The following is a 15,527-nucleotide window of genomic DNA, read 5'->3' on the forward strand; positions in this document are numbered from 1 at the left end:
CCCCCCCGGGCAGCCACGGCGCCGACTCCAGGACCGCTCCGATCCCCGCGATCCCCGCGCCCGACCCCGCCGCTGCCGCGCCCGCGCGGACCGTCGGCGTCGAGCCCGCCCGGCTGAGCGTGCGCGCGATGGGCCTGGACGAGCCGCTGATCGCCCTGGGCATCCAGTCGGACGGGGCGATGGAGGTGCCGGTGGACTACGACGACGTCGGCTGGTTCTCGGGAGGCGGGCGCCCGGGCGGCAGCGGCCGCACCGTGATCGCGGCGCACGTCGATTCGCGGTCCGGTCCCGCGGTCTTCTTCCGCCTCGGCGAGCTCGCCCCGGGCGATGAGATCGCGGTGAGCGGAGTGGACGGCTCCGACCACCGCTACCGGGTGACGGCGGTCGAGTCCCACGCGAAAGCCGCGTTCCCCACCGCCCGCGTCTTCGGCGCGACCCTCGAGGAGGAGCTGATCCTCGTGACCTGCGGAGGCGAGTACGACACGGCGATCGGCCGCTACCGGGACAACCTGGTGGTGTTCGCCTCTCCGATCTGACGCACGGCACGGAGGCGGGGCACAGCGGGGCGGCACGGAGGGGCGGCACGACCGCCCGGCATCGTGGCGCGGAACGGTGGCCGGAACACAGCACGAGAGCCCCGTCGGCGCAAGGGTCCGAGCGCGCGGGCGCGCTCGCCGGCGTCTCCGCTCCTCCGCTCCCGTTCGCGGCGGCGCACCCCGCGAGGAGCAGCACGGCGCACAGTGCCGCCGCGCCGCTCCTCGACCGGGTGCCCACGATCAGGAGGCGGTGCGCCGGCGGGCGACGACCACTCCGGCCGCGCCGAGGGCGGCGACGGCTCCGAGGCCGGCCATCGCGGCGAGACCGGACGTGCCCGTGGCGTCGCTCCCGGCGGCGGTCGCCCCGCCACCGGTCTGGAGGCCGCCGACCGGCACCTGCGAGAGCTGGCCGCGGACGACGCCCGCCGCGTACGAGGCCGTGTGGGAGTCGCCCGCGAAGGCGGCGGGATCGGCCTCGAGGGCCTTGAGCGTGAATCCGGCGCCGGTGTCCGCCCCGTTCGCCTGGATGCCCGTGGTGAAGGGGCCCTGCAGGCAGCCGCTGCTGGTGCGGGGGCCGTCTCCGACCGGCGCCGGGTTCGGGAACGCGATGCGCGGCGGGCCCGCCTTGCCCAGCGCCGCCTGGTGGATGTGCGTCGCGGTCTTCGCGGGGCTCTGGTAGTCGCCGGTCACGCCGGTGAGGGTGATGTCGTAGCAGATGATGTCGAGGTCGCTGTTGACCCGGAAGGTCATCTCGCCCGTGGCGCCGGGCTGGCCGGGGGTCGCGGCGGAGTCGGCGTTCACGACCTGGTCGGGCGTCGCCATCACCGTGAAGGCGCTGGTGAAGGAGGACGGCTCGGCGACCTCGGTCTCGGCCTGGGCCGGCGCGGCGGCGAAGAAGGAGGCGGCGGCGACGGCGGTGATGCCGCCCAGGGAGAGCAGGCGGCGGCCGGCGCGGTTCCGCGCGGGGGACGTCTTCGTCATGGTGGAGCCTTTCGATCGCGAGCGCCGAGCGGGCCCGATGCAGGGAGTACGGCCGGAAGCGGCGCCGCGTTCACTCCATCTGAGAAGATCTTCACGGAGACGGTCCTCGCCTCCGATGAACGCCGCCGCCGCCGCGGCCGTACCCCCTTCCGACGGACCACCGGTCCCGACGAGGAGGCGGTGTGGCGCGCACGGCGACGGCACGACGAGACGAAGGGCCCGCGATGCCGCGCGAGCACTCGGAGGTCCCGGCTCCCGTGGTGCGCCTCGAGCCCCGGACGGCGGGATTCGACCCGGCCGCCGCCTTCGACGAGCACGGGTCCGCCCTGCTCGGCTTCGCGCTCAACGCCCTGCGCGACCGCGGCCTCGCCGAGGACTGCGTGCAGGAGACGTTCCTGCGCGCCTGGCGCTCGCGGGCGAGCTACTCCGCCGAGCGTGCCAGCACCCGCACCTGGCTCTTCGCCATCGCCCGCAACGTCGTCATCGACGTGCACCGCTCGCGGCAGCGCCTGCCGCGCCTGGTCGAGGCCGAGGTTCTGGAGGAGGTGCCCGCGGAGGACCGCGACCCCCTCGAGCCGCTCGCGATCGCCGAGGCGCTCGCGCGGCTCTCCGCCGAGCACCGGCAGGTCGTCGTCGCCGTCCACGTGAACGGCGAGACCTACGCCGAGCTGTCGGCCGCCACGAGCGTGCCGGTCGCCACCCTGCGCAGCCGCGCCTTCTACGCTCTCCGAGCGCTCCGCGGTCACCTCGCGGGCGCCGGACCCACCGACGAGGAGAGATCGTGACCGACCGAGACCAGCCCGCCGGAGACGAGCCCGGCGGCCGCCGCGAGGAGCTCCTCGCCGCGGCCCTCGCCGGCGACCTCTCCGCCGAGGAGGCGCGGGAGTTCGAGAGCCTGCGCGCCGCCGACCCCTCGATCGACCGCGAGCTCGCGTCGTTCGGCGCGGTGGTCGACCGGCTCGGCGCGCTGGGCCGCTGGGAGGAGGCGGAGCCGTCGCCGGAGCTGCGGTCGCGCGTCGCGGCGCTCGCCGGGGAGCGGCCCGAGCGCGCTGCGAGCGTGCGTGCCCCGCGCCGCCGTGCCGTCCTGGCCGTCGCCGCGGCGGCCGCGCTCCTCGTCGTGGGCGGCGTCGCCGGAGCGGCCCTGCGGTCCGCCGAGGAGCGCCCCGTCGCGGGACCGCCCGGGACGCTCGGCGCCGTCGAGGCGATCGCCTTCGAGGAGCGGACGGAGGGCGTGACGCTCGACGGCTCGCTCGTGGCGCACACCTGGGGCACCGAGACGATCCTCCGCGGGACCGGCTTCGCCCTCGGCGAGAGCTACGACCTCGTGCTGGTCACCGGCTCCGGTGAGCGGCTCCCGTCCGGCTCCTTCCTCGGCAGCTCCGCGGAGCTCGACTGCGAGATGAACGCGGCCGTCCTGCGCGAGTCCGTCGCCGCCGTCGAGATCACCGACGCCGGCGGCGCGCTCGTCGCCTCGGCCGCCCTCCCCGCCGTCACCTGAGAGCCGGCGGCGCAGGCTCGCGGCGCGGCTTCAGCTCGCTGACGAGCGTGCCCGCGACGATGAATGCCGCTCCGAGCAGGGCGAGCGCGGGGAGCCGGTCGCCGGCGAGGCGGCCGATCAGGCCGGCCCAGACGGGCTCGGCCGAGTAGATGATCGTGGCGCGCGACGGCGAGACCGAGCGCTGAGCCCAGTTCATCGTCAGCTGGATCAGGCAGCTGCTCGCCCCGAGCGCGAGCGCGGGGATCAGCCAGGCCCCCGAGAACGCCGGGACCGCCTCGCCCGCGAGGGGCATCGAGGCGAACCCGAGCGCGCCGGCGACCAGCAGCTGCACCACGGTCACCCGGCCGAGGTCGACGCGTCCGGCGACGAGGCCGATCAGGATGATCTCGGCCGCGATCGGCAGCGTGCTCACGATCGTCGCCACCTCGCCCGCTCCGAGCGCGACGCCCGGCTGCGGGCCCGCGATCAGGAGCAGTCCGACGAACGCCAGCGCGACGCCCACCAGCGTCAGCACGCCCGGACGGCGACGGAACACGACCCACTGGAGCAGCGGCACCAGCGGCACGTACAGCGCGGTGAGGAACGCGGAGGTGCTGCTCGTGATCGTCTGCAGCCCGTAGCTCTGCAGGCCGTAGCCCGCGAAGATCATCACCCCGATCGCGACGCCGGCCGCGAGGTCGATCCGCCGCATCCCCCGGAGCGACCGGTGGAACACGACCGCGCTGATCAGCCCCGCGATGGCGAACCGCAGCCCGACGAAGAACAGCGGCCCACTGTGCTCCATCGCGATGTGAACGGCGAGGAAGGTCCCGCCCCAGATCGCGGTGATGCCGATGAGCGCCCACTCCGGACGCGTGAAGCGGAGGCCCCGGAGAGGCGAGATGTGCATCATTCTGCACATCCTAGGAGCAACAGGGGCCTCTCGGTGCAGAATAGTGCGCATGTCGGCTCCCGTCCTCGCCCACCTGGGCGGCAACCTCCGTCTCGCGCGGCGCGGAGCCGGACTGAGCCAGTCCGCGCTGGCGGCGCGCTCGGGCATCAGCCGGCGGACGATCGTCGCGGCCGAGGCCGGCGAGGCCAACATCTCGCTGACCGGAGTCGACCGCCTCGCGACCGCCCTCGGCACCACGTTCACGGCACTCGTCTCGGCCCCGGGATCCGCGCCCGCGGCGATCGACCAGGTCGCCTGGCGGGGAGCGGGCGAGGCGAGCGTCGCCGTCCTGCTCTCCTCCGTCCCCGCGCGCCGGGAGGCCCAGCTCTGGACCTGGACGCTCGGCCCCGGGGACCGCTACGACGCGCAGCCCGACCCCGAGGGGTGGCACGAGATCCTGCTCGTCACCGCCGGCGCGCTCCTCCTGGAGCGGGAGGGCGAGGAGCCCGTGCGGCTGGAGCCCGGACGGCACCTCGCCTTCCCGACCTCGCGGCACTACTCCTACGTGAACGCGGTGGCTGCCGTCACGACGCTCGTCCGGATAGTGGTCGACTGACGGGTCGGCGCCTCAGGCCCGCGAGCGCAGGGTCTCGAGCAGCGCCGCGGGGGTCTCGGGGTCGTCGAGGCTGATCGCGAACTCGCGCGAGCGGTCCGTCGTCACCACCAGCCCCGGCCCGGCGTGCAGGATGACCGCCGAGCGGCCCGGCATCACCCGGTACCCCCAGCCGCCCCACTCCGACGGCCGCAGCTGGGCCGTGCCGGCCGAGGCGATGGTGTCGAGCGGGATGCGGCGCAGCGGGATGCCGAGGGCGGTCGTGACGACGCGGAGGCCGCGGCGGTCGGCGGTCACCCTCAGGCGGGAGAAGGAGAGGAGCACGAGCGCGACGACGCCGAGGACGACAGCCGTCGCGATCGCCGGACCGGTGGCGCCCGCCGCGGCGAGCGTCGCGAGGGAGAGGGCCGCGCCCGCCGCCGTGGCGACCGCGGCGACGGCGAACACCGGGCCCGTCAGCGTCTGCGACCAGGCGCCGGTCTCCTCCGCCGCGAGCGGCAGGCGGCCGGCGGCCAGGCGGGAGGCGCGCCGGGTGCCCGGAGCGATCAGCGCGGGCACGACGGCGAAGAGTATCCCCCCGAGCAGCGCGAGCAGCCACCCGCCGAGCTCCGCCCCCTCGGCGCGCCCGGCCGCGAGCGTCGTGCCGACCGAGGTCGCCCAGGCGGAGGTGCCCAGCCCCGCCACGAGGCCGAGGGTCGCCAGCAGGAGCCGCGGGGCGCGCCCGACGGCCGCCGCCACGAGGCCCGCGACGGCCGGGAGCCCGGAGAGCACGAGGGCGATCGCGAGCAGGGCGCCCGTCGACGCGGTCGCATCGGCCGCCCCGGTGCCCGACCAGTGCGAGGCGAGCTCCGCGGGCAGCGCGTCGTCCAGGACGAGGCGCGAGACGAGCACTCCGGCGGCGGGGAGCAGGAGGGACGCGGCGGCGAGGAGCTCGCGGCGGCGGTCGGCGGTGGCGGTCATGATCCGGTCCTCTCGATCAGGCGGACGAGCTCCGCCGGGGTGATGCCGCTGCGACGGGCCTCCGCGAGCAGCTCGTCGACCAGGGCGGTGACGCGCACGAGCCCGGGCCCGGCCGATTCCGTGATCCACGCGCCGCGGCCCCGGCGCATCTGGAGGATCCCGTCGTCGCGCAGGGCGGCGTACGCGCGCAGCACGGTGTGCATGTTGATGCCGAGCGAGTCGGCGAGCTCGCGGGCGGGCGGCAGGCGGTCGCCCGCCGAGAGCTCGCCCCGGGCGACGGCCGAGCGCACCTGCGACTCCAGCTGGTCGGCGAGCGAGCCCGCCGCGGAGTGGTCGACCCGGAACAACATGTTCACAATGTTAGTAGAACAAGCAGTGCACCACCAGGTCCTCAGTGCAGCGCGAGCGACACCGCCAGCACCACCATCACGACCGCCACGGCCGCGTCGAGGATCCGCCAGGCCCCGCGGCTCCGGAACAGCGGCCGCAGCGCCCGCGCCCCGAAGCCGAGAGCGGTGAACCACAGCACGCTTCCGGCCGCCGCCCCCGCCCCGAACCACCAGCGCTCGGCGCCGTGCGTGTTCGCCACCGACCCGAGCAGCACGACCGTGTCGAGGTAGACGTGCGGGTTCAGCAGCGTGAGCGCCAGGCACGTGCCGATCGCCGTGCGGAGCGACGTCGAGGCGCCGGCCGGATCGCCGTCGAGGGTCCCCGGCCGCAGTGCGCGTCTCGCCGCCATCACCGCGTAGGCGAGGAGGAAGACGATGCCGCCCCAGCGGATCACCACCAGCAGCCACGGCGCCGACTCCAGGACCGCTCCGATCCCCGCGATCCCGAGCACGATCAGCGCGGCGTCGCAGAGCGCGCAGATCGCGACGACGGCGGGCACGTGCTCGCGGCGGAGGCCCTGGCGGAGCACGAAGGCGTTCTGCGCGCCGATCGCGATGATGAGCGAGAGGCCGAAGCCGAGGCCGGAGAGGGCGGCGAGGAGGGGGGACACGCTCCGACGCTAGGACGGGGCCCTCCTGTAGACCAGCTCATGCTCCTTCAGTATCGTAAGCAGCACTGATGCTGACCGACGATCTCGACCTCTCCCGCCTGCGTGCGCTCGCCGCCTCCGTCCGGTTCGGCTCCTTCGACGCCGCCGCCCGAGCCCTGCACATCACCCCCTCCGCCCTCAGCCAGCGGATCAAGGCGCTCGAGACCGCTGCCGGCCGCGTCCTGCTGGTGCGCTCGCGCCCGGTCGTCGCGACCGAGGCCGGTGCGGGGCTCCTCCGCCTCGCCCGCCAGATCGAGCTCCTCGCCGACGACGCCGTCCGCTCGCTCGGCGGCGAGGACGCCGCGGGGGCGGGCCCGGTCGTCCTCCCGCTCGCCGTCAACGCCGACTCCCTGGCCACCTGGGTGCTGCCCGCGCTCGCCTCCGTCCCCGACGTCGTGGTGGAGCTGCACCGCGAGGACCAGGCGCACACCACCGCGTTCCTCCGCGACGGCACCGTGCTGGCGGCCGTCACCGGCGAGTCGGAGGCGGTGCTGGGCTGCACCGTCGCGCCCCTCGGAGTGATGCGGTACCGCGCCATGGCCGCGCCCGCGTTCGCCGAGTGCTGGTTCCCGGACGGCGGCACGGCCGGCCTCGCGAGCGCTCCGCTGGTCGTCTTCGACGAGAAGGACCGCCTGCAGGACGACTTCCTCCGAGCCGCCGGCGTCGAGGGCCGCCCGCCGCGGCACCGCGTCCCCGGATCGACCGACTTCGAGCGGGCCGTGCGCCTGGGCATGGGGTGGGGGATGCTGCCCGAGCTGCAGGCCCCGGTCGGCGGCGACGGCCTTGTCGAGCTGGGCGGCGACCCCGTCGACGTCCCCCTCTACTGGCAGCAGTGGGCCCTGCACACGCCCGCCCTCGACGCGGTCGCCGCGGCCGTCTCCGCCGCCGCGCGCGCGTCCCTCCGCTGAAGGCGCGGCTCAGACCGCGAACACGTCGCGGAGGGTCACCGTCTCGAGCGAGCGCTCGCGGAGGATGTCGACGAGCCGCGCGTAGACCTGCGTCACCGGATCGAAGTTGGCGTGCCCGATCACGATGTGCTGCGGCAGGAACCACTGGTCCGCGAAGCCGACCACCTGCTCCGGCGTGATCCGCCCCGAGTCCGAGAGCGAGCCGTACCAGAGCACCGTCGCCGTGTAGCCGATCGCCGCCGCGGCGGCCCGGCTCCGCTCGTCCGTGTAGCCGAACGGCGGCCGGTAGAAGGGCGCCGCCTCCACCCCGTAGGTCGAGCGGATGAAGTCGCCGTTGCGGCCCAGCTCCTCCTGCACGCCGTCGCTCGAGAGGCTCGTCAGGTCGGCGTGCGACCAGGTGTGGTTCGCGAGCTGCACCTGCCCCGAGGCGACGAGCGGAGCCAGCAGCGGCGCGTTCGCGGTCCACGAGTCGTACTTCCCGTTGAGGAAGAAGGTCAGCCGGGTGCCGGTGTCGCGAGCGAACTGCGCGTAGGCGGCGACCACGTCGGAGTCCGCGCCGTCGTCGACGGTCCAGGCGAGCGTGCTCCCCTCGCCGGGCAGCTCCGAGATCGTGCCGGAGGGCAGCGGCGCCTTCCGCCGCACCGGAGCCGCCGCGGCGGTGGTGGTCGGCACGGGGCGGGGAGGGGTCGGGACGGCGGTCGGAGCGGCGGACGGCAGCACCGCCGCCGGCGCCGTGCTCGGCGGGAGCGCCGCGGGAGCGGGCCGGGCGGGCGTGCACCCCGTCAGCGCGACCGCCGAGGAGGCGATCCCCAGCAGCAGCGCGCGTCGCCTCAACCGGTCCACGGGCCCCCCTCGCGAGCCCCGTCCCCCGGAGCGTCCCCGCGACCGTAGCGGTCGGGGAGGGAACGGGCAACGCGGCGCGACACCCCTCCCTCCCCGCAGCCTCTACCGGAAGGTGCGCCTGACCGCGTTGTTCGCCGGTGTGGGATCGGCGGCGGCGGTCGACACCCTGGCGTCGATCGTCGTGGCGGCCGGCCGGTCGACCAGCGTCACCGAGTAGGTGGTGCTCCGCCCGGCCGAGACGCTCGGCGCGGTCCAGGTGAGGACCGTCGTGCCCGCCGCCGAGCCCTTCGTCTGCACGGCGCCGGGCGCACTCGCCACCGTTCCGCTGACGACGACCCGGGTGGTCGTCGTCGCCGCGTCCCGGGTGCCGGTGTTCCGGACGGTGATCGTGCCCGAGAGGGGAGCCGTCGCTGCCAGTCCCGGCGCCGGCGCCAGCGTCAGCGTGAGGTCGGCGCGGGTGGAGGACTTCACCTGCAGCGACTGCGTCACCGAGGTCGCGGCGAGCCACGCCGAGTCGCCCGCCTGCGTGGCCCGGACGGTGCAGCTCGCCGCGCCCGTCAGCCGCACCGTCGCCGTGCCCGCGCCGGTCGCGGTCAGCGTGCAGCTGCCGCTCGCGTACAGCTTCACGGGCAGACCGGAGGAGGCGGTGGCCGCGACCGGGTAGGCGATCCCCTTCTCGGGCGAGGACGGCATCGCGGTCGAGAAGGCGACCTTCTGCGCCTTCTTCTTCTGCGGGACGACCGCGGCGACCGCGATCGACTGGGTCGCCCGGGGAGCCGCGTCGTGCGAGGCGTCGCCGGCCTGATCCGCGGTGACGGTGCAGGTGCCGGATCCGCTGAAGGTCACGACGCCGCTCGCGAGCGAGCACGCGCCCGTGGCGCCGATCGTGACCGGCAGGCCGGAGGAGCCGCCCGTCGCGGTCGGCGTGTAGCGGCCGCCCGCGATCGCCGTGCTCGGAGCCGCGGAGGTGAAGGCGACCGTCTGCCGCGCCTTGCCGATCGGGAACGTCCGGACGACCTGCTCCGCGGGCGCGTGAGCGTCGTCGCCGGCCTGGTCCAGCGTCAGCGTGCAGGTGCCGACGGAGTCGTACGACACCGTGCCGTCCTCTCCCAGCGAGCAGGAGTCGGAGGCGTCGAGCACCGGGTCGGCGCTCGACGGGCCGCGGACGATCGACGGGGTCCAGGAGCCGCCGATCCGGGCGTCCGTCGGAGCGGCGTCGCGGAACGACACCGCTCCCGCCGCCGTGCCGACCTCCACCGACTGGGAGATCCGCGGAGCCGCCGAGTGGCGCTCGTCCCCGGCCTGGTCGGCGGTCACCGTGCAGGTGCCGGAGCGGATGAAGGTCACCACGCCGTCCGCGACCGTGCAGGACCCGGCCGCTCCGAGCACCACGGGGGCGCTCGACGCGCCGGCCGTCACGACGGGCGTGTAGGAGCCCCCCGCGACCGCCGCGTCGGGGACCGGCGAGGCGAACGCCAGCGTCTGGCCGAGGGCGCCGATCGCGAAGGTGCGGACGGACTGCGGAGCGGCGCCGTACCGCGAGTCGCCCGCCTGGTCGAGCGTCAGCGTGCAGGTGCCGACGGAGTCGTAGGACACCACTCCCGCGGCCGCCGAGCATGCTCCGGAGGCGGTCAGCACCGGACGCGCGGTGGAGGGTCCGGCGACGATCCGCGGGGTGGACGTCCCGCCGACCGTCGCACCGGTCGGCGCGCTGCCGCCGAAGGAGACGGTGCCCGCGAGCAGTCCGACCGCGATCACCTGCGAGGCCCGCTCCGCCGCGTCGTACCGGGCGTCGCCCGTCTGGTCGGCGGTCACCGTGCAGGTGCCCGATCCGGTGAAGGAGACGACCCCGTTCGTGAGCGTGCAGGACCCGGAGGCGCCGAGCACCACGGGCCGCCCCGAGGCTCCACCGGTCGCGGTCGGGCGGTAGGCGCCGCCCGCGAGCGCCGAGTCCGGCGCCTGCGAGGTGAAGGCCACGGTCTGCGCGATCCGGGTGATCTCGAAGCTGCGCACCGCCGTCGGCGCTGCACTGTGGCGGGAGTCGCCCGCCTGGTCCAGCGTCAGCGTGCAGGTGCCTGCGGAATCGTAGGAGACCAGTCGGAAGGGCCCGACGGAGCAGGCGCCGGAGGCCGTCAGCACCGGGGGAGCGCTGGACGGGCCGGCGACGACCGCGGCCGTCGAGGAGCCCCCGACCCGGGCCGCGGCCGGAGCATCGCCGCCGAACGCGACGGTCCCCGCGAGCTGCGAGACGGCGACGGTCTGCGAGACCTGCGCCGCCGGCGCGTAGCGACCGTCGCCCGCCTGGTCGGCCGTGACGGTGCAGGTGCCGCTGCCGGCGAAGGTGACGACGCCGTCCGTGAGCGTGCAGGCGCCCGACGCTCCGATCGTCACGGGGAGCCCGGAGGCGCCGCCCGTCGCGGTCGGAGTGAGCGTGTCGCCGGCCGCGGCCGTCGACGGCGCGGTCGAGGTGAAGGCGACGGTCTGCGCGATCGCGGTGACCTCGAAGGTCTGGACCGCCCGTGCGGTGCCGTAGGTGGCGTCGCGGTAGTGGATCGCCGTCAGCGTGCAGGTGCCCGCGGAGTCGAACCGGACGGCGCCGTTCTCGCCGTCGGAGCAGGCGCCCGAGACGCTGAGCACCGAGGGGCCGGAGGACGGTCCGCGCGTGAAGGCGGGAGTGAAGGATCCACCGACCTCCGCGTCGGTCGGGACGGCGGTCGTGAACGCCACGGAGCCGGGCGCGTAGCCGACCTCCACCTCCTGCACGGCGGGCCGGGCGCTGTCGTACTGCCGGTTGCCGTTCTGGTAGGCGAAGACGCCGCAGACACCCTTCGTGGTGAAGGTGACCACGCCGTCCTTCGCCGAGCACGACGCGGTGGTGAGGAGGAACGGAGCGATGCCCGAGGCGCCGCCCTCGATCACGGGGCGGTACGTGTCCCCGAGGACGGCGCCGACCGGAGGCGCGCTCGTGATCCGGACCGTCTGCGGGAGGAAGTAGATCGAGTACTCCTGCTCGGCGTGCCGCGCGGGCCAGTAGCCGTCTCCGGGCTGGTCGAGGGACAGCACGCAGAGCCCGGCCCCGTCGTTCCGCACGGTCACGCCGTCCGGGAGGATCGAGCAGTCGCGGCTCGCGGAGAGCACCGGCACGCCCTTCGACGGGCCGGGCACGATCGTCGGCCGGTACGTCTCGAGCGACATCGCGTGCGGGGGCGCGGTGCTCCCGAAGGAGAGGTTCCCCTCGGGAGTCCCGACCGTGATGACCTGCCGGACCTGCGGAGCGGCGTCGTGCCGATCGTCCGCGGCCTGGTCGATCGTCACCGTGCAGGTGCCGTCGCCGAAGAACGTCACCACGTCGTCCGCGATGGTGCAGTTGCCGTTCTCGATCACCGCGATCACGAGCGGGTTGCCCGAGCCGCCGCCGGTCGCCTCGACCGTGTACCGGTCGTCGGTGAACACCCGGTCGGGCGGAGTCGACGTGACGACGACGGTCTGGGGGATCCGCGAGATCGGGACGAAGCGCACCAGGCCGTCGGCGGCCGCGTACACGTCGTCGCCCGGCTGGTCGAACTGCACGCCGCAGGTCGAGGGCTCGGTGTAGGTCAGGATCTGCGCGCCCGTCGCGTCAGGCGCGACGGTGCAGCCGAAGAAGGTCCTGACGAGCACCGGCAGTCCGGAGCTCGAGGTCGCCGTGGCGACGCCGGTCGACTCCAGGACGCCGGTCTTCGGCACCGCGACCGTCAGCGTCTGCGACGCCTTCGCGACCTCGAGATCGAAGGAGGCGCGCCCCGCGGTGTAGTGGTCGTCGCCGGCCTGATCCGCGGTCACGGTGCAGGTGCCGCCGCGCGTGAAGGTCACGACGCCGTCGGCGATCGCGCAGGATCCGGTCGCTCCGATCGAGACGGGGCTCCCGGAGCCGCCGCCGGTGGCCGTCGGAGTGAAGGAGCCCAGCGCCGTCGGCGCGGTCGGCCGCGAGGAGGTGAAGGCGACCGTCTGCGAGAACTTCCGGACCGTGATCCGGAACGAGGATGTGCCGGTGTTGCCGGCCTCGTCGTCCGCGGTGCAGTCGACCGTCGTGTCCCCGATCGGGAAGACGCTGCCCGAGGCGGGCGTGCAGGTCGAGCCCACGGCTCCGTCGACCGCGTCCTCCGCGGAGGAGGCGAAGGTGACGACGGCGCCGGAGACGTCGGCCGGCTCGGCCGTGACGGCGGCGGGCGCGGTCACGACGGGGGCCGACCGGTCGACCAGCGCGAAGGTGCCGGGGATCGACCGGAGGGTGTAGTTCGGCCCCGCGTCGCCTCCGTCGCACCTGGTGACGTAGTCGCCGACGGGCGTGCGCGCTCCGACCGTCACCTTCCCGGTGCCGTCCGCCGTGTAGTAGGCGCCGGTCGGCTCGGTGACGAACCGGTCGGTTCCTGCGAAGCCGTCGGCCGTGCAGGTGACCGTCGGGGCGGTCGCGGTGCCGTGCGCCTGCGTCCCGGGGCTCGACGCGGTCACCGTGAGGGGCGCCGGCGAGATCGTGAGCGCGCCGTCGATGGTGATCAGCTGTCCCGAGGGGTTCGTCAGGCCGGAGCAGCGCGTGGGGTAGCGGCCGACGGGGGTCGTCGCGGAGAGCGCCAGCGGCGTCGTGAATCCGGTGTCGGTCGCCGCATAGGCGCCGCAGGAGGCGGTCCCCGAGGGGGAGCCGGTCACGGAGGCCGTGATCGCGGGGGGAGTGGATCCGTAGGTCGACGAGGGCGAGGAGGCGGTCACCATCGGCACGGCCGCGACGATGCGCAGCGCGCCGTCCTTGTACCCCGCGATCGTGTAGTCGCTGCTGACCTTCGCGCCGCTGCACCGCGTGGTGAAGGTGGTGAAGGTGGAGGTGGGCCAGTTCGGGATCAGGCGGTAGATGACGTCGTCCGCCGTGACGATCGGGCGGTAGACGCCGGCCGTGAGTGGGGCGCCGAAGGTGTCGGAGCCGACGAAGGCGGCCGTGCAGCGCAGGTCGGGGGCCGGCGCGCCTCGCGGGTAGTCGACCGTCGGAGCGGTGACCGTGAGCGCCTTCGGCTTCGCCGTGAAGCTCTGCAGGGGCTCGCCCGCCCAGCCCAGAGGAGCGAGCGCGTCGAGCCTCGCCGCGAGCGTGCAGACGCCGGCGTGGAGCACGGTCACCCTCATGCCGCTGACGGAGCAGGTCTCGGCGGTCCTGCTGCTCAGGACGATCGAGCGGCCGGGCACATCGACGGCCTGCGCGTAGGGGCTCGCGTCGAAGGAGTCGCCGTACGCCTTCTGCGGGAGCGTCGACAGGTCGAAGCGCACGCCGCCCACCGCCACGGTGGCCGGGTCGCTGCGGACGCTGCCGCCGCAGGTGGTCAGGGTCGCCCGGTAGCGGTAGGAGCCGGTGGGATCGGGGCCGGCCTCGAGGAACGCGGTCCCGTCCTCCCGGGCGCCTGCCCGGCCGAGCGCGGGCTTCCACGTGGCGCCGCCGTCCGTGGACCTCTCCCAGGACACGGCGGGGATGCCGCCGTAGACGGCCGAGACGCTCACGCCCATCGTCAGCGTGTAGATCTGGTTGGTGACGCCCGCGATGTCCGAGGGCTGCCGGGTGATGACGGGTGTCGCGGCGCACGCGCGCACCTCGTGGCGCAGAGCGGGGAGCGCCGACCAGCTCCCGCGTCCCGCCTCGGCGGGGGTGATGGTGTCGGGGTAGTGCGCGCGGATCTCGTTCCAGCCCTGCGGGATGTCCCTCGTGGTCAGCACGCCGACGCCGTCCGCGTCGAGGGTCACCCTGCTGGTGCCCGCACCGGTGAGGATCTCGACGGTGCCGCCGGCGGCCACCGGTCGGCCCAGGCTCGGGATGGTCACCCTCGCGGTGACGGTGACCTCCTGCCCGAGCATCGAGAAGTCGGGGGTGCGCGTCACAGTCACGGCGGTGTCGTACACCGGAGCGACCACGGGGTCGGCCGCCGTCGGGCCGGCCGTCTGCGAGATCCTCGTCACGCTCGGGTCCACGTAGCTCGAGCCGCCGCCGCCGGCGCCGGGGTCGTTCATGACGCCGAGGGTGTCGTTCATGCTGCCGAACACGTAGGGCGATCCGCCGCCGCCGCCGTACCACCAGCCGGCCCCGCCGCCGCCGCCGCTGTGGCCGGGGAACGAGCAGTTGCCGCCGCCGCCGCGGGAGGCGCCGGCGTCGGCGCCCTTGCCGTCGTTGAGGAACACGCCCCACTGGCCGTTGTTGCCGTCGGCGCACTCGCCGAAGGTGCTGTAGCCGCGGGCGCCGGGCGAGCCGCCCGAGCTCTGCCCGGCCGCGCCGCCGCCGCCGCCGTCGGCCGCGTTGTTCCTGCCGCCGTTCCCGCCGCCCCTCGCGCCGCTGCCGGCGTCGGCGTCGCCGCCGACCGAGGACCGCCCGCCGCCGCCTCCGCCGCCCGCCGCCACGGCGAGGGCGTGCTGACAGCCGTCCGAGCCGGCCGTGCTGAGGTACTGGGCGTCGCCGCCCGCGCCGCCGGAGTCGCCCCCGTAGACGCCGCCGTTCACGTAGCGCGTGGCGCCTGCCGCTCCGGCCGGGGCGCCGGCGAGGCGCCCGATCTCCAGCACCTGCCCGGGTGTGACGGGCACCTCCACGACGAGGCTGGAGCCGCGTCCGCCGGCGTTGCCCGTCCCGAGGCCGCTCGCACCCTTCCCGCCGTTCTGTCCGCTGAGGACGGCGCGGACCGTCGAGACCCCGGTCGCAGGAACGGTGTACTGCGACACCGTCGAGACCTTCGGGGAGGTGAAGCACGCGGTGCTGAAGACCGGCGCCGCGGAGGCGGCCGGCGCGGCCACGACGCTGAGGCCGGCACCCGCCACGAGCACGGCGGCCGCGACGAGGGAACGGAGGAAGGACTGTCGCATGTGCTGCTACTCCCGGCTGCTGCCGGGAGCGGGCGTCCACGGTCGGCTCAGAGTAGGGCGGTCGTAGACCCGCGAGGAAGACGAAAGGTACACGAACGCCCTGCTCGGGGGGTACAGGAGGCCGCTTCTGCCGGAACCTCCCAGGAAGTACCCGTGCACGTCGACGCAGCGTCCTCACCCTGTCGGGGGAGCGTCCCCCCTGTCGGGGCAGCGTCCCCCCTGTCGGAGCAGCGTCCCCGCCCTATTGCGGCCGCCGCCCGGGTCGCGTAGCCTAGCGAGGTTGCGTGCATCTGCACGCGCTTGCGTGCTGCCCACCGGGCAGGAGCTCCGGCTCCGGCCGGACAGGCGGGCGGTGCGCCGACAAGTGACCTTGGGTGGGTCGGGCGGGGCTTCGTGCCGCGCGTGATCCACGGT

The 15,527-nt window shown here is 75.1% G+C and carries 12 protein-coding genes; 5 read left to right on the forward strand and 7 right to left on the reverse strand.

The features are described from left to right. The coding region (locus C5C59_RS15425) for a class F sortase (protein WP_104251312.1) at positions 1-536 on the forward strand (536 nt) is incomplete at its 5' end. 240 nt (positions 537-776) lie between these two features. On the opposite strand, the gene C5C59_RS15430 is transcribed toward C5C59_RS15425, so the two are convergent. Further along, on the reverse strand, positions 777-1,517 hold the full coding sequence (locus C5C59_RS15430; RefSeq protein WP_104239561.1) for a CHRD domain-containing protein: 741 nt from the start codon (positions 1,515-1,517) through the stop codon (positions 777-779). Positions 1,518-1,741: 224 nt separating this feature from the next. On the opposite strand from C5C59_RS15430, the gene C5C59_RS15435 reads away from it, so the two are divergent. Both C5C59_RS15435 and C5C59_RS15440 read left to right on the forward strand, forming a co-directional pair. Continuing rightward, on the forward strand, positions 1,742-2,302 hold the full coding sequence (locus C5C59_RS15435) for a sigma-70 family RNA polymerase sigma factor (RefSeq protein WP_104239560.1): 561 nt from the start codon (positions 1,742-1,744) through the stop codon (positions 2,300-2,302). After that, positions 2,299-3,015, forward strand: a complete 717-nt coding sequence (locus C5C59_RS15440; protein ID WP_104239559.1) for a hypothetical protein — start codon at positions 2,299-2,301, stop codon at positions 3,013-3,015. Before C5C59_RS15435 ends, C5C59_RS15440 begins: the two co-directional genes overlap by 4 nt. Here the strand turns inward: C5C59_RS15440 and C5C59_RS15445 are convergent. Continuing rightward, complete coding sequence (locus C5C59_RS15445; RefSeq protein WP_181134918.1) at positions 3,008-3,907, reverse strand: DMT family transporter; 900 nt, start codon at positions 3,905-3,907, stop codon at positions 3,008-3,010. The two genes, C5C59_RS15440 and C5C59_RS15445, sit on opposite strands and share 8 nt — an antisense overlap. A gap of 49 nt (positions 3,908-3,956) precedes the next feature. Between C5C59_RS15445 and C5C59_RS15450 the strand changes: the two genes are divergently transcribed. Beyond that, positions 3,957-4,502: a helix-turn-helix domain-containing protein gene (locus C5C59_RS15450; protein WP_104239558.1), complete on the forward strand. Its 546-nt coding sequence runs from the start codon at positions 3,957-3,959 to the stop codon at positions 4,500-4,502. Between the two features lie 12 nt (positions 4,503-4,514). On the opposite strand, the gene C5C59_RS15455 is transcribed toward C5C59_RS15450, so the two are convergent. From C5C59_RS15455 to C5C59_RS15465, 3 genes are read right to left on the reverse strand one after another with little or no spacing between them, the layout of a single operon-like run. After that, on the reverse strand, positions 4,515-5,459 hold the full coding sequence (locus C5C59_RS15455) for a hypothetical protein (RefSeq protein WP_104239557.1): 945 nt from the start codon (positions 5,457-5,459) through the stop codon (positions 4,515-4,517). After that, a complete protein-coding gene (locus tag C5C59_RS15460; RefSeq protein ID WP_104225158.1) occupies positions 5,456-5,809 on the reverse strand; it encodes a GntR family transcriptional regulator in 354 nt (117 codons plus the stop codon). The genes C5C59_RS15455 and C5C59_RS15460 overlap by 4 nt, the downstream gene beginning before the upstream one ends. A 41-nt stretch (positions 5,810-5,850) precedes the next feature. Next, positions 5,851-6,459: a LysE/ArgO family amino acid transporter gene (locus C5C59_RS15465; RefSeq protein ID WP_104239556.1), complete on the reverse strand. Its 609-nt coding sequence runs from the start codon at positions 6,457-6,459 to the stop codon at positions 5,851-5,853. 68 nt (positions 6,460-6,527) lie between these two features. On the opposite strand from C5C59_RS15465, the gene C5C59_RS15470 reads away from it, so the two are divergent. Continuing rightward, on the forward strand, positions 6,528-7,406 hold the full coding sequence (locus C5C59_RS15470) for a LysR family transcriptional regulator ArgP (protein WP_104239555.1): 879 nt from the start codon (positions 6,528-6,530) through the stop codon (positions 7,404-7,406). 9 nt (positions 7,407-7,415) lie between these two features. On the opposite strand, the gene C5C59_RS15475 is transcribed toward C5C59_RS15470, so the two are convergent. Beyond that, positions 7,416-8,249: a polysaccharide deacetylase family protein gene (locus C5C59_RS15475; protein ID WP_219812499.1), complete on the reverse strand. Its 834-nt coding sequence runs from the start codon at positions 8,247-8,249 to the stop codon at positions 7,416-7,418. Between the two features lie 102 nt (positions 8,250-8,351). After that, positions 8,352-15,113, reverse strand: coding sequence for an HYR domain-containing protein (locus C5C59_RS15480; RefSeq protein WP_146083125.1), 6,762 nt, complete (start codon positions 15,111-15,113; stop codon positions 8,352-8,354). Positions 15,114-15,527 lie beyond the last annotated feature (414 nt).

This window comes from Rathayibacter sp. AY1F4, assembly GCF_002931775.1.
Taxonomy (GTDB): Bacteria; Actinomycetota; Actinomycetes; order Actinomycetales; family Microbacteriaceae; genus Rathayibacter.